The following is a 14,581-nucleotide window of genomic DNA, read 5'->3' as shown; positions in this document are numbered from 1 at the left end:
GGCTCAGAGTCCCAGATCGCGCTTCGCGGCGACCTTCGACGACAGACCGTGGATCTCGACGAAGCCCTTCGATGCGGACTGGTCGAAGCTGTCGCCCTCGTCGTACGTCGCGAGGTTGAAGTCGTAGAGCGACTCCGGGCTACGACGACCGTTGACGGTGATGGCTCCACCGTGCAGGAAGAGACGAATGTCGCCGGTGACGCGCTCCTGCGTCTTGTTGACGAACGTGTCCAGTGCGTCCTTGAGGGGCGAGAACCAGAGGCCGTCGTAGACCAGCTCGGACCAACGCTGCTCCATCTGACGCTTGTAGCGACCGAGTTCGCGTTCGAGGGTGACGTGCTCGAGTTCCTGGTGCGCGGTGATGAGAACCATGGCGCCGGGAGCTTCGTAGATCTCACGGCTCTTGATGCCCACGAGACGGTCCTCGACGACGTCGAGGCGACCGACGCCCTGAGCGCCTGCGCGCTTGTTCAGTTCCTGGATGGCTTCGAGAACCGACACCGGGCGGCCGTCGATGGCAACCGGGCGACCCTTGTCGAAGCTGATGATGAGCTCGTCGGGCGCGTTCCAGTTGACCGTCGGGTCCTGGGTGTAGTCGTAGACGTCCTTCGTCGGTGCGTTCCACAGATCCTCGAGGAATCCGGTTTCGACGGCGCGGCCCCAGACGTTCTGGTCGATCGAGAACGGCGACTTCTTGGAGACGTTGATCGGGATGTTGTTCTCTTCGGCGAAGGCGATGGCCTTCTCGCGGGTCCAGGCGTAGTCGCGGACCGGTGCGATGACCTGAAGGTCGGGCGCGAGGGCGCCGAATCCGACCTCGAAGCGAACCTGGTCGTTGCCCTTACCGGTGCAACCGTGCGAGACGATGGTGCCGCCGTGCGAGCGTGCAGCTTCGACGATGTGCTTGACGATCAGCGGACGGCTGATGGCCGAGACCAGCGGGTAGCGGTCCATGTAGAGGGCGTTGGCCGCAATGGTCGGCAGGCAGTACTCGTCCGCGAACTCGTCGCGGGCGTCGACGACAACGGATTCGACTGCGCCGCAGTCGATCGCGCGCTGACGCACGACCTCCATGTCCTCGCCACCCTGCCCCAGATCGATGGCGACGGCGACAACTTCAGCGCCGGTCTCCTTACCGATCCAACTGATGGCAACAGAAGTGTCCAGCCCGCCCGAGTAGGCGAGTACGACGCGATCGGCCATGGTTTTTGTGCTCCTTCGGTTGAAAATCTCTATCAAAGAATAAGGGGTCAGGCGAGCGATTCGATCATGGCCGCGAGTTCCGCTCCGGAAAGCGGTTCTCGGGCCACCACGAAGATGGTGTCATCTCCGGCGATCGTTCCCACGATGTCGGGCATCGAGGACCGATCCAGTGCGCTCGCGAGGTAGTGCGCGGCTCCCGGCGGTGTCCGGAGAACCGCCATGTTGCCGCTGAAATCGGTGGAGACCAACAGCTCACCCAACAGCCGTGAGAGGCGGTCGGTACCGCCGGACACACCGCGTACCGGGTTCCCGTCCTCCGGCACCACGTAAACACCGGCGCCGCCGTCGGCGGCACGCAGTTTCACCGCTCCCAGCTCTTCGAGGTCACGCGAGAGGGTGGCCTGCGTCGCTTCGATGCCCTCGGCACCGAGCAACGCCGCCAACTCCGTCTGACTTCGGACGGGGTGCGCCGCCAGCAGCGCGATGATGCGCGACTGGCGACCGGCCCGAGTGGGAGCGACGCTCACGCCTGGTCCAGTTGGGTTCGCTGTTCCAGCAGCCACACGAGCAACGCCTTCTGGGCGTGCAGACGGTTTTCCGCCTCGTCCCAGACGACGCTCTGGGGTCCGTCGAGAACCTCGTCGGTGACCTCTTCGCCGCGATGGGCCGGCAGGCAGTGCAGGACGACAGCCTTCGGATCTGCTTTGGCGAGGAGTTCCTTGTTGATCTGGAACGGACGGAACGGTCCGACCCGATCGAGCCCGTCGTTCTCCTGACCCATCGAGGTCCAGGTATCGGTGACCAACGCGTCGGCACCGACGACGCCGGCCTGCGGGTCCTGCGTCAGCGTGATGGTCGCGCCGGTTTCCGCGGCGCGTGTGCGCGCTGCTGCTACTACCCAGTCCGCCGGTTCGAAGCCCGCGGGACTTGCGATGGTGACGTCGATGCCTGCGGTGACTCCGCCGAGCATCAGCGAGTGAGCCATGTTGTTGGCGCCGTCGCCCAGGTAGGTCAGCTTCAGTCCCTTGAGCTCACCCTTCTGCTCGATCAGCGTTTGCAGATCGGCCAGAACCTGACAGGGATGAAATTCGTCGGACAACGCATTGACGATGGGAATCGTTGCACCCGTTGCCATTTGCTCCAAGCGCTTCTGGCCGAACGTGCGCCACACGACGGCGTCGACATAGCGGGAGAGTACGCGTCCGGTGTCCGCCAACGTCTCTTCACGACCGAGTTGGGTACTACGCCCGTCGACGACGACGGCGTGGCCGCCCATCTGCGCGATGCCCATCTCGAACGAGAAACGTGTACGCGTCGAGTTCTTCTCGAAGATGACGCCGACTCCGCGAGGACCCTCGAGTGGACGCCGAGCGAACGGGTCCTTCTTGAGAATCGCAGCGAGTTCCAGAACTTCGGCCTGCTGCGCAGGAGTCAGATCGTCGTCCCTGAGAAAGTGTTTCACCACGGTAGTCACTTCTCCCCCGGCTGGTCAGCCGATAGTGCACTGTCGAAGATGGCAGGTAGTGCTGCCACGAAGGTTTCGGCCTGCTCATCTGTGAGGATGAGCGGCGGCGCCAACCGGATCACTCCGGGTTGCGCTGCATTCACAAGGTACCCGGCTTCGCGCGCGGCATTTTCCACTGCCGGCGCGACGTCCTCTGTCAGCACGACACCCAGCAACAGTCCTGATCCCCGTACGTAGTCGACCAACGGATGGCCCAGATCTTCGATGCCCGCCGAGATCGATTTGCCCAAGCTGTCGGCGCGTGAGATCAGGTCTTCCGCTGCAATGGTTTTCAGCACGGCAAGCGCCGCCGCAGCGCACACCGGATTGCCACCGAACGTCGTACCGTGCTTGCCCGGTCCGAACAACTCTGCCGTTGCCCCGGTCGCGATGCAGGCGCCGATCGGCATTCCGCCGCCGAGTCCCTTCGCAAGAGTGATGACGTCCGGCACGATGCCGACTGCCTGATGTGCGTAGAACCAGCCGGTCCGGCCGATGCCGGTCTGAACTTCGTCGAGTACGAGCAGCGCCCCGCGTTCGGCGGTGATCCGCCGAGCCTCGACTAGGTATCCCTCGGGTGGCACCACGACGCCACCCTCACCCATGATCGGTTCGAGGAACACAGCAGCGGTGTCGGAATCGACTGCCCGCTCCAGTGCCTCGACATCGCCGTACGGCACGAACTCGACACCGGCGGGCATCGGTTCGAACGGCGCCCGTTTGGCCGGCTGACCCGTCAGAGCGAGTGCCCCCATCGTGCGACCGTGGAAAGAGCCCTCGGCCGCGATGATCTTCTTCCGGCCAGTGGCGCGAGCGAGCTTGAAGGCAGCCTCGTTCGCCTCGGTACCGGAGTTGCAGAAGAACGCGCGCCCGGTGACGTTGCCGAGATGAGCGAGCAACTGCTCCGCCAACTCGACGACCGGCTCGCTGGCGTACAGGTTGGAAACATGGCCGAGTGTCGACAACTGAGTAGTGACGGCTTCGACGACGGCCGGATGTCCGTGTCCGAGGATGTTGACGGCGATTCCGGCAAGGAAGTCGACGTACTGCTTGCCGTCGGCGTCGGTGAGTACGGCGCCGTCACCGCGGACGAGAGCAACCCGGGGTACGCCGTAATTGTTCATCAGCGAAGCGGACCACCGCTGCTGCAGATCGATCGTGCTCATGAAGTAGCTCCCTGCTGGGGACCGGCGACCGAGGAGCCGGGCACGACCATCGTGCCGATTCCTTCACCGGTGAAAAGTTCGAGTAGGACTGAATGTTCGAGCCGGCCGTCGATCACGTGCGCCGACGGCACACCTCCGCGCACCGCGCGAAGGCAGGCCTCCATCTTGGGCACCATGCCGGCATCGAGAGTCGGCAACAACTGGGCCAGGGCGTCGGTGTCGATTTCGGTGGCCAGCGAGGATCGGTCCGGCCAATCGGTGTACAGGCCTTCGACGTCGGTGAGGACAACGAGCTTCTCGGCACCGATCGCCTCGGCCAGTGCGGCAGCGGCGGTATCGGCGTTGATGTTGTGGACGACGCCGTCGGCATCGGGCGCGATGGTCGAGACCACCGGAATGCGTCCTGCCGCAATGAGATCGAGTACCGCGTCTGGGTTCACGGTGGTGACGTCTCCGACCAGGCCGATGTCGGTCTGCTCCCCCTCGACCGCAACAGTGCGTCGAGTAGCGGTGAACAGGTGCGCATCTTCACCGGAGATACCGACCGCGTACGGACCGTGCGCGTTGATCAGGCCGACGAGTTCACGGCCCACCTGACCGAAGAGCACCATCCGGACGACGTCCATCACCTCGGGCGTCGTGACCCGGAAACCACCGCGGAACTCACCCTTCATGCCAAGGCGTGCCAGCATCGCGTTGATCTGCGGGCCGCCGCCGTGCACGACGACGGGGTGGATGCCGACAGTCCGCAGGAACGCCATGTCCGCGGCGAAGGCGGTCTTGAGTGTCTCGTCGATCATGGCGTTTCCGCCGTACTTGACCACGACCACCTTGTCTCGGAATCGCTGCAGCCACGGCAGCGCGTCGGCGAGGACATGCGCCTTCTGATGCTCGCTGATCACGGGATACGTCTCGGTCATGACGAGTACGCCGAGTTCTCTTCGACGTACGCGTGCGAGAGGTCCGTGGTGCGAATGCTCACGGACTCGTTGCCGATTCCCAGGTCGATGTCAAGTTCGATGTCGATCCCGCTCAGGTCCACCTCACGCGCTCCCGGAGCGCCGACGCCGTCGATGCAGACGGGACTCCCGTTGAAGGACACACTGATTCGATCGGGATCGAGCTCGATGGGAGCGATACCCACTGCTGCGAGGACGCGGCCCCAGTTCGGATCGGATCCGAACAGTGCCGTCTTGACCAGGCTGTCGCGGGCGATGGTGCGGGCGCCGATCAACGCATCGGACTCGGACGCTGCGCCGCGAACCGTCACCTTGACCCGCTTGGTGACGCCCTCGGCGTCTGCCATCAACTGATCCGCGAGATCGTCGCACACTGCGAAGACCGCGGCGTTGAGTTCGTCCTGGGTCGGTGTGACACCGCTGGCGCCGGAGGCCAACAGGAGCACCGTGTCGTTCGTGGACGTGGCGCCGTCGACGTCGAGGCGATCGAAGCTCAGGTGGGTGGCGGCGCGCAGAGCGGTATCGAGCTGCTCGGCCGTTGCGACAGCATCGGTCGTGACGACGCACAGCATCGTCGCCAGTGCGGGCGCGAGCATGCCTGCACCCTTGGCCATTCCGCCGACGTTCCACTTGTTCGCGTGGTGCAGCGACGCCTGCTTCGGCACGGTATCGGTGGTCATGATCGCGTACGCCGCGTCGGTACCGCCGGAGATTCCGCCGGCGAGTTCGTGCACTACCTCGGTGACACCGGGGATCACCTTGTCCATGGGCAAGCGGTCACCGATCAGGCCGGTCGAACAGACGGCGACCTCGATCGCGCCCGTCTCGGTTCCCCAGTTGCTCAGTGCCGAGGCAACTTCCTCGGCAGTCTTGTGCGCATCCTGGAATCCACCCGCGCCGGTACACGCGTTTGCGCCGCCCGAGTTGAGCACGACCGCGCGCAGCTTGCCCGTCGTCAAAACCTGCTGAGACCACAGCACCGGAGCAGCCTTGACCTTGTTCAGGGTGAAGACGCCGGCAGCGGCCAGATCGGGTCCCTCGTTGAGCACCAATGCGAGGTCCGACTTGCCACTCTTCTTGATACCGGCAGCAATTCCGGCACCGCGGAATCCGGCAGGTGCGGTAACGCCCTGTGTGCGGAGCAGACGTCCCCCGGCGACGTGAACCACGTCTGCAACTGTCGCGTCAGGCTCGGTTGCGTTGTCGATCTGCTGCGGATTGTCGGTGCTCACGGAGCTACTCCCACGGTAGAGAGACCTGCGGTCTCGGGTAGGCCAAGGGCGAGATTCATCGATTGCACCGCGCCACCGGCGGTGCCCTTGGTGAGATTGTCGATTGCCGAGATGACAACGAGCTGACCGGCGTCGGCGTCAACGGTGACCCCGATCTGCACGGCATTGGATCCGATCACGGCACCGGTCTGCGGGAAGACTCCGGCAGGCAGCACGTGGATGAACGGCTCGTCGTTGTATGCCTTTTCGTAGATTTCGCGCGCTTGCTCTTCGGTGGCCGTGGTGGCTGCCGTGCAGGTCGCGAGGATGCCGCGCGGCATGGGCGCGAGGACTGGAGTGAAAGAAACACTGATGTCCTTGCCGCCTGCGGCCGAGAGATTCTGAATGATCTCAGGGGTGTGGCGATGGACACCTCCGACACCGTATGCCCGGACGGAGCCCATGACCTCGGAACCCAGCAGATCGGCCTTCGGCGCCCGGCCGGCGCCCGAAGTACCACTGACCGCAACCACGTTCACGTGTGAGTCCACGATCCCCGCGGCAACGGCGGGGGCCAGCGCGAGGCTCGCTGCCGTCGGGTAGCAGCCCGGAACGGCAATGCGGGTTGCGCCTACCAATTTCTCACGGGCACCGGGCAATTCAGGAAGACCGTATGGCCAGGTACCGGCATGAGTGCTCTTGTAGTACTTCTCCCAGGCTGCGGGATCCTGCAGCCGGAAGTCCGCGCCGCAGTCGATGATGACCGTCGACTCGGGCAGCAACTTGGCGTACTGAGCCGAATTTCCGTGTGGGAGACCGAGGAAGACGACGTCATGACCCGAGAGGATTTCGACAGTGGTCTCTTCGAGTACCCGCGAAGAGAGTGGGAGCAAGTGCGGATGATGCTCACCGAGCGTCGAACCGGCGTTGCCACCGGCGGTCAGCGAACCGATCACCAGACTGCCGTCGGCGTAGGACGGGTGCCCGAGGAGCAGACGCAGAACCTCACCACCCGCGTACCCACTGGCGCCGGCAACGGCGACTCTGATCGGCTTGCGTGCGTTCTCGGTCGTACCACCTTCAGTCATGTCACACAGTATGCATCATTGTGCATCGGAATGCATAATTACTTACCCATGGATCGCCGGATCTCCTCGAGCTTGGCTTTTGCGGCCTTCTGGCGCTCGTCCCACTGCTCGTCGACGGACTTTCCGGCAGGACTCTCGTGTGCCAATTCGGCCGAACCTATGGAAGTACCGAAGCGCCCCTCTATCTTCTCCCGAACACGGTCGAAAGTGGGGACTCCCCCTTCGGTGTAGTCGGGTTCGGGAATTCTCGGGTCGGTCGCAAGTACCACCGGGACGTCGATGATCTCGTCGACCTCCACAACGGTGTCGGGCAGTTCGACTTCTTCGGCGTCGGTGATCGTGTTGTCGTCCTCTACACGGTGCGGCTCGAGGCTCGCGGCAGCGGTGTCCACCACGGAAAGAAGGACCGACAAGCTCGGACGACGCTCGACCACTGCGCGAACGACCGCGAGGAAGTCCTTGTCGTCGAGTGCACTGGCGGCCTCGACCACCTGGTGCACGGAACCATCGTGCTCGGACCCATCATGTTCGGGCCCATCATTTCGTGACACTGTCAGTCCCTTCTCGAAATGCCGACGGACAACTCCGATCCTTCCACGACTGTCTGCCGAAGGGGTCAGCGTGAGGCGAGGTAAGCGGCAAACGCGTCCTCGCTCGAATATTCGGGGACGTACCCGAACTGTTCCTTGAGCCGCCGATTGTCGAGAACGGGTCGGTACTGGAGAAATCCGACGCGCTCCGGACCGTGTTCCGTTACGCCCAATCGCCGTCCGACGCGTAGAACGCCTCGCAACAGCCATGCAGGAAGCGTCACCGTGCGCTTGCCCATCCGGGAAGCCAACTCGTCGACGGTCAACGAGCCGTCGCCCGCGACGTTGAAGATGCCCACTTGGTTTCCGGTCACGGCCTCCGCAAAAGCGCCCGCGACATCGGTGTGCCAGACAAACACGAAGGGGCTGTCGCTCCCGGCAACCTTGAGCAGCTTGCGGCGATCGAACAACGCGGTGATCTGATTGTCGACGCTCTCACCCAAGATCGTGCCGATCCGGAAGACAACTTGTTCCAACTCCGGGTGTTCGACGCGATATTCGGCGAGCATCTCTTCGACCATGCGTTTGTGGCGACTGTAAGTGAATTCGTCGTTGCCTCGGACAGGTACGTCCTCGGTGATCCACGGTGGGTTGTCGGAGTGGTAGCCGTACGCCGCTCCGGACGAAGACACGACGATCCGTCCAACCCCGTGTTCGACGCAGGCCGCGAGCACGTTTCGTGTCCCGTCGACGTCGACGTGGTACTCCTGCTCTGCAGTCGTGTTCTTGCCGGGATTCACGATGGACGCAAGGTGGATCACGACGTTCGGTCGGTACTGACCGAACACCCGCCCCAATTCTGTGGGGTCGCAGACGTCCGCCCTAACGCGGCGGATGCGATCGTCCGGCGTGTCCTTGACGGTGAGGTCGACACAGACGACGGTGATGCCCTGCGCGATCAGTGCGTCGATGACAGCGGTACCCAGGAACCCGTTCCCGCCCGTGACGAGTGCGACGGTCATGCCGGTACCGCCTTTCGGGCGCGTCGCTTGGACCAGATCGTCGCCAGAGCCAGCCCGGCGATGATGTCCCAGATCCCCCACCAGCCGGCCACGACGGCCATGCCACCGAGCCCGTCGAAGAACGTGAACACCAGGCCGAGCCCCAGTCCGGCATTGCGGATGCCGACCTCGAAAGAGACGGCGCGACGGCTGTATTCGTTCAACCCGGTGACGGCGCCGCAGAAGTATCCCAGTGCGAGGGCAACCGTGTCGTGCAGGAAGACCGCGAGCAGTACCACCCCGATGTAGTCGACGAAGTACGACGCATTCCCTGACACCCCCGCGACGATGAAGATCAACAACGCCACCAACGAACCGTTTTTCACCCACGGCTGCGCTTTCGCGGCGATCTCCGGGAACTTTTGTGCCGCCCAGATGCCGAGAACGAACGGCACGCCGATGATCAGGGCGATTTGCGCGACCATCTCGAGCGCATTCAGGTTCACGGACTGCAACAGATCGTCGGTCTCCGGGCGTCGGCTCCCCCAGAACGCGAGATTGAGCGGCATGAGGAAGATCGCGAAGACGTTCGACACCGCCGTCATGGACACCGAGAGTGCGACGTCGCCGCCCGCCCGGTGAGTCAGGACATTCGAGATATTGCCCGGCGGGCAGCACGCCACCAGGATCATGCCGAGCGCTACCGAAGGAGCGGGCGAGAGAATCAGCGTCAGCAGAAAAGTCACTGCCGGCAGCAGCAGGAACTGGGCAGCGATACCCACCGCCATCGCCTTGGGTTTGGTGAGCGCACGACGGAAGTCGTCGACCGAGGTGTCGAGGGCGATCCCCAGCATGATCGCGGCCAGCACCACGTTGAGGATCATCAACGATCCCGGGTTGAAGTTGAGCACCACGTCGTCGATCGGCATCACTGACCTCCCTTCGTCAGAGCGGCATCGAGCAGTCCGATGTGCCGTCTGATCGCCGATCGGTAGGCGTCCTTGTTCACGTAGTAGGCCATTCGTCCCAGCTTCAGGTACTTGTATCCCCCGGACAGATCGGGAGGAGGGCCGGCCGCCGCTGCCGAGAATTCGCGCGCCGCGGCGGGGGCTTCGGTGCGTGCGGTGATCAATTTGGCCACCAACTCGGCCTGCTCGTAACGGCCCTGCCACCCGAGACCGGATGCTTCGACCATGCCGAGCACAAAGAGATTGTCGTGACGGCGACTCGCGACGTTGAGGAACAGGTCCGGGGCAGCGCCCGACCAGTCCAGGTCCTCGCGCGCGATGAAGGGATAGTCGAGGTGATACCCCGTGGCGCAGAGAACGACGTCGTAGTCGGCAGACGATCCGTCGACAAACCGCACCGTCTTCCCCTCGAACCGGTCGACGTCAGCGCGCACGTGCACGTCACCGTGCCCGATGTGGTGCAGGATCAACGAGTTCACGACCGGATGCGATTCGTAGATCTTGTAGTCCGGTGCCGGAAATCCGAACCGCACCGGATCTCCCGTGAACTGCTTGAGTACCAAGGTGTCGACGCGTTGTTTGATCCACGGCGGCAAAGGCTTTCCCTGATTCAAGGTGTCCGAGGGTCGTCCGAACAGATACTTGGGGACGAAGTAGTAGCCTCGCCGAACGCTTAAATCGACGCACTCGGCCTGGTGGACGGCATCGACGGCGATGTCGCATCCACTGTTGCCCGCTCCGATGACCAGTACCCGCCCTTCGCGGAAGATCTCGGCGCTGCGGTACTCGCTCGTGTGCATCAACGTGCCGGTGAAGTTGCCCCGGAACGTCGGTATGTTCGGCTTCGACAGCGTTCCGTTCGCGATGATCACGCCTCGATACCGCGCGACTGTCGTCTCACCGCTGCGACTACGCGTGGTGACCTTCCACAGCGAATCGACCGGCGAAACGTCGATGACGGTAGTGCCGAAGGCAAAGTGCCTGCGAAGATCGTGGGTATCGGCGTAGTCGCGGAAATACTCGGCAAGTTCGACGTGGCTCGGGTAGTCGGCAACCGAATCCGCCATCGGGAACTCCGCGAATGCGGTGGTGCCCTTCGACGAAATGAGGTGCGCCGACTCGTAGACGGTGCTGTGCGGGTTGTCGATGTCCCAGAGCCCACCGACGTCGTCGTGGCTCTCGAAGCCGTCGAACGCTATTCCGGCTCGATCGAGGTTTCGCGCGCCGGCCAATCCAGACGGACCCGCTCCGATCAGCGCGTACTTGGCCTCTGTGCTCATGGGTCGAGCGTCGCAGATAGTTCGAATCTTGCGGCAATGTGCAGGATAATGACGTTATGAGCGCACTCGATGCCGACAACGATCGCGGGATAGATGAAATCGATCTGAGGATAATCAATGCGCTGCAGCTCGCACCGCGATCGAAGTGGCTTTCGTTGGCCGGCCCACTCGAACTCGACGCCGCGACTCTCGCCCGGCGTTGGAATCGACTGTCCGAATCGTCGTTGGCCTGGGTCACGGTTACTCCGGGGCCACAGGTGCTGGGCACCATCGTCACAGCGATCATCGAAATCGATTGCTCACCAGAACTTCTCGACACCGTCGCGGCACGTCTCACCGTCTTGGCCCACGCCGTGACCATCGAAGTATCAACAGGTAGAGCCGATCTGCTCGTCACAGCCGGTACTGCGGACTTGGCGTCGATGTCGCGCTTCATCTCGGAAGAGATCGCAACGATCGACGGCGTACTCGCGACACGAACCTCGATCATCACACGCTGGTTCACCGAAGGTGGGCGATGGAGACTCAATGCGCTGGCACCGTCCGAGAAGGGTGTACTGACCACCAGCGAAAACCGTACTGCCGTGCGCGCTCGGTCGACCGGCATTTCCGAACAGGATCGCAAGGTTCTCACGATCCTCGCCTACGACGGGCGCACTCCCATGAAGGAGTTGGCCGACGCGATCGGTGTCAGTCCGGCTGCGTGCAAACGCCAGATCGACCGGCTCACGTCTTCGGGGTTGGTGGCGCTGCGGTGTGAATTTGCCCGGCCGCTGGCCGGGCTTCCCGTGCTCGCCACACTGTGGTGCCGCGTCGAACCCGAACTTCTCGATACTGCGGGCCGATTACTGAGCCGAGCGCCGGAAGTCCGAAACTGTTTCGCGGTGGTGGGCGCCGACAATCTGGTGGTTCAGTTGTGGCTGCATTCTCCTGCAGAACTCGATGCATTCGAAATTCGTCTGCGCAAGGAGATTTCGGGGCTTTACGTCACCGAACGATCCATCGTGCTGCACCTGCGCAAACTGCTCGGTCACGTACTCGATCAGGACGGGCGCAGAACCTCGACTATCGCCCCGGATGTGTGGTTGCCGAGCCGCACCGATTCACCGGAAAACCGATAACACAACAGAGCCCACGACCACCGGGAGTGGACGTGGGCTCTGTGATCAGTTGAGTAGATCAGCCGCGCATCTGCGCACCGACTGCCTTGGAGGCAGCCTCGACCGCGGCATCGCGAGCCGCGCTTGCCTCGTCCTCGGTCAGTGTCCGGTCGACACCACGGAATCGCAACGCGAACGCGAGCGACTTGCGGCCTTCACCGACCTGCTCGCCCTCGAAGACGTCGAAGAGGCGAATGTCTTCGAGAAGTTCGCCGCCGCCGGAACGCAGAGCTTCCTGGACCTTCGCCGCAGGAATATCGCGATCGACAACAACCGCCACGTCCTGGAGCACTGCGGGGAAGGGCGAAATGCGCGGCGCCGGCAGGTTCTCGACCAACGGCAAAGCGTCGAGGTCGATCTCCAGTGCACAAGTGCGCGCAGGCAATCCCGCACGCTCGAGAACAGCCGGATGCAGTTCGCCCGCATGACCGACTACGTTGCCGTCAATGACAACCTCGGCGCAACGGCCGGGATGCCACGGCAGGTACTGCGCCGCACGCAGTTCCACCTCGACGCCTGCTGCAGCTGCAATGACCCGCACTGCTGCAAAAGTGTCCGAAGCCTCGGCCTGACGGCCAGGACCCCAGGGGCCGCTCGGCTCACGCAAACCACTCAACACTGCAGCGATGTGCACGGGCTGAGCCGGCAACGACGCGATCAGGTTCGCGATCTGCTCGTCCGTCGGGCGACGATCCACCGGCAATGCATCCACCGGCTTGGTATCGGGGCCCGGCAGGACAACCTGCGCGATGCCGTACAGCGAAAGATCACGCTGACCGCGAGAAGCGTTGCGAGCCAGGATCTCCAGCAGACCCGGGAGCAGCGTGGTCGCCAACTCCGGACGATCGGCTTCGAGCGGGTTGAGGACCTTGCTGGTGTTGCGGCGCGGATCATCCGCGTCGAGGCCCCAGACGTCGAAGACGTTGGTGGGCAGGAAGACCGGAGGAAGTACCTCGACGTAACCGGCGTGAGCCACGGCCTTCGACACCGTGCGCTTACGCCGCTGCGACGGAGTCAATCCGCGTCCGGCCGGAGCGGCGGGAAGCACCGACGGGATCTGCTCGAGACCTTCGAGGCGAAGAACTTCCTCGACGAGGTCCGCAGGCTGCACCAGGTCCGGACGCCACGACGGCGGCGTCGCGACCAACTGGCCGTGTCCCTCTTCGCTGACGCCGACCTCGACGTTGCAGCCAACCTGGGTGAGGCGGCGAGCTGCGGTGCCGTTGGGGTACGTGACTCCGGCGACACGATCGGGCAGGTCGATATCCATGCGAATGGCAGCGCGAGGGGCGACATCGCCCACGTCGGTCAGGACCGGCTCGATCCGTCCGCCGGCAATCTCGACCAGCAGAGCGGCTGCGCGGTCGACGGCCGCGAGCGGAATCGCCGGATCGACGACGCGCTCGAAACGCTTGCTCGCCTCACTCGGCAGCTTGTGCCGGCGCGCCGTCTTGAAGACTGCGAGCGGATCCCAAGTAGCTCCTTCGAGGAGGATGTCCGTCGTTGCCGTTCCCACCTCGGTGGTTGCGCCGCCCATGACGGCAGCCAGCGAGATGACTCCGGAATCGTCAGCGATGACAACGTCTTCGGGATCGAGCGTGCGTTCGACGTCGTCGAGCGTCGTCAGCTTCTCCCCCGCCTTGGCGCGACGGACCACCAGGTCGCCCTGCACCGAGGTCGCATCGAACGCGTGCAGAGGTTGACCGAGTTCGAGCATCACGTAGTTGGTGACGTCGACGGCCGGCGAGATCGGGCGAACACCCGAGAGCAGAAGTCGACGCTGCAGCCACCACGGGCTCACTGCCTGCGGATCGATACCCGTGATCTTCCGCATCACGAAACGCGAAGCCTTGGACTCCGGTTCGAGGCGCACCGGCCAGGCTTCACCCTCAGCCGGGTGCGCGGGAACCGAAGCGGGATCGGCGTATTCGAGATCGAAGCCGCACGCGAGCTCTCGCGTGAGACCACGGACCGAGAAGCAGTAGCCACGGTCCGGGGTGATGTTCAGTTCGATGATCGTGTCACCGAGACCGAGCAACTCGTTGCCGTCGGCGCCGGGTTCGGCGGTACCAGGCTCGAGCACCAAGATGCCCGAATGGTCTTTGCCGATACCGAGTTCCGAGACGGAGCAGATCATGCCGTCGGACACCTGGCCGTACGTCTTGCGAGTGGCGATTTCGAATCCGCCGGGCAGCACCGCGCCGGGCAGCGCAACGACGACGAGGTCACCCTCGTTGAAATTGCGTGCGCCACAGACGATGCCGCGAGGCTCGGGTTCGCCGACCTCGACCTGGCAGAAGCGGATCGGCTTCTTGAACTCGGTCAGTTCGGTGATGGAGACGACCTTGCCGACGACCAACGGGCCGTCGATCGCCTCGAGTGTGTCGAGTTCCTCGACTTCGAGTCCCACCCGGACGAACCCGGCGTCCAGCTCTTCCGGGGTCACCTCCCAGTCCGGAGTTGCCCGCTGCAGGATCTCGGTCAGCCAGGATTGCGCTACTCGCACGTCTG

The 14,581-nt window shown here is 63.7% G+C and carries 13 protein-coding genes; 1 reads left to right on the top strand and 12 read right to left on the bottom strand.

Going from position 1 to position 14,581, the window contains the following annotated elements:
- Window positions 1-3: 3 nt before the first annotated feature.
- From H351_RS16480 to H351_RS16430, 11 genes are all read right to left on the bottom strand, one after another.
- Window positions 4-1,203 carry an argininosuccinate synthase gene (locus tag H351_RS16480; protein ID WP_007736221.1) on the bottom strand — a complete coding sequence of 400 codons (1,200 nt, stop codon included), beginning with the start codon at window positions 1,201-1,203 and terminating at the stop codon, window positions 4-6.
- A gap of 47 nt (window positions 1,204-1,250) precedes the next feature.
- The gene (locus tag H351_RS16475) at window positions 1,251-1,730 is read right to left on the bottom strand and encodes an arginine repressor (RefSeq protein WP_019748604.1); all 480 of its coding nucleotides are present in this window, start codon (window positions 1,728-1,730) and stop codon (window positions 1,251-1,253) included.
- Entirely contained in the window at window positions 1,727-2,677 is a 951-nt protein-coding gene (gene argF / locus H351_RS16470; RefSeq protein WP_019748605.1) for an ornithine carbamoyltransferase, read from the bottom strand. Before argF ends, H351_RS16475 begins: the two co-directional genes overlap by 4 nt.
- Entirely contained in the window at window positions 2,674-3,873 is a 1,200-nt protein-coding gene (locus H351_RS16465; protein WP_020969719.1) for an acetylornithine transaminase, read from the bottom strand. Before H351_RS16465 ends, argF begins: the two co-directional genes overlap by 4 nt.
- Window positions 3,870-4,793: an acetylglutamate kinase gene (gene argB / locus H351_RS16460; protein WP_029255451.1), complete on the bottom strand. Its 924-nt coding sequence runs from the start codon at window positions 4,791-4,793 to the stop codon at window positions 3,870-3,872. Before argB ends, H351_RS16465 begins: the two co-directional genes overlap by 4 nt.
- On the bottom strand, window positions 4,790-6,040 hold the full coding sequence (argJ, locus tag H351_RS16455) for a bifunctional glutamate N-acetyltransferase/amino-acid acetyltransferase ArgJ (RefSeq protein WP_051253176.1): 1,251 nt from the start codon (window positions 6,038-6,040) through the stop codon (window positions 4,790-4,792). The genes argB and argJ overlap by 4 nt, the downstream gene beginning before the upstream one ends.
- Before the next feature lie 20 nt (window positions 6,041-6,060).
- Window positions 6,061-7,131 carry an N-acetyl-gamma-glutamyl-phosphate reductase gene (gene argC, locus H351_RS16450; protein ID WP_019748609.1) on the bottom strand — a complete coding sequence of 357 codons (1,071 nt, stop codon included), beginning with the start codon at window positions 7,129-7,131 and terminating at the stop codon, window positions 6,061-6,063.
- Between the two features lie 38 nt (window positions 7,132-7,169).
- Window positions 7,170-7,631: a hypothetical protein gene (locus H351_RS16445; RefSeq protein ID WP_021344370.1), complete on the bottom strand. Its 462-nt coding sequence runs from the start codon at window positions 7,629-7,631 to the stop codon at window positions 7,170-7,172.
- A 116-nt stretch (window positions 7,632-7,747) separates the two neighbouring features.
- Window positions 7,748-8,683 carry an SDR family oxidoreductase gene (locus H351_RS16440; protein ID WP_029255453.1) on the bottom strand — a complete coding sequence of 312 codons (936 nt, stop codon included), beginning with the start codon at window positions 8,681-8,683 and terminating at the stop codon, window positions 7,748-7,750.
- On the bottom strand, window positions 8,680-9,591 hold the full coding sequence (locus H351_RS16435; RefSeq protein WP_029255454.1) for a bile acid:sodium symporter family protein: 912 nt from the start codon (window positions 9,589-9,591) through the stop codon (window positions 8,680-8,682). The genes H351_RS16440 and H351_RS16435 overlap by 4 nt, the downstream gene beginning before the upstream one ends.
- Entirely contained in the window at window positions 9,591-10,910 is a 1,320-nt protein-coding gene (locus tag H351_RS16430; RefSeq protein WP_029255455.1) for a flavin-containing monooxygenase, read from the bottom strand. The genes H351_RS16435 and H351_RS16430 overlap by 1 nt, the downstream gene beginning before the upstream one ends.
- 56 nt (window positions 10,911-10,966) lie before the next feature.
- Here H351_RS16430 and H351_RS16425 point away from each other — a divergent pair, with 56 nt between their 5' ends.
- Entirely contained in the window at window positions 10,967-12,031 is a 1,065-nt protein-coding gene (locus H351_RS16425) for an Lrp/AsnC family transcriptional regulator (RefSeq protein ID WP_029255456.1), read from the top strand.
- A gap of 58 nt (window positions 12,032-12,089) precedes the next feature.
- Here H351_RS16425 and pheT read toward each other — a convergent pair whose 3' ends face one another.
- A complete protein-coding gene (gene pheT, locus H351_RS16420; RefSeq protein ID WP_029255457.1) occupies window positions 12,090-14,576 on the bottom strand; it encodes a phenylalanine--tRNA ligase subunit beta in 2,487 nt (828 codons plus the stop codon).
- Window positions 14,577-14,581: the final 5 nt, after the last annotated feature.

The organism is Rhodococcus erythropolis R138, assembly GCF_000696675.2.
In the GTDB taxonomy this organism is placed as follows: Bacteria; Actinomycetota; Actinomycetes; order Mycobacteriales; family Mycobacteriaceae; genus Rhodococcus_F; species Rhodococcus_F erythropolis.
The sequence above is the reverse complement of the archived record's forward strand: the minus strand, read 5'-3'. Positions and strand labels throughout refer to the sequence as shown.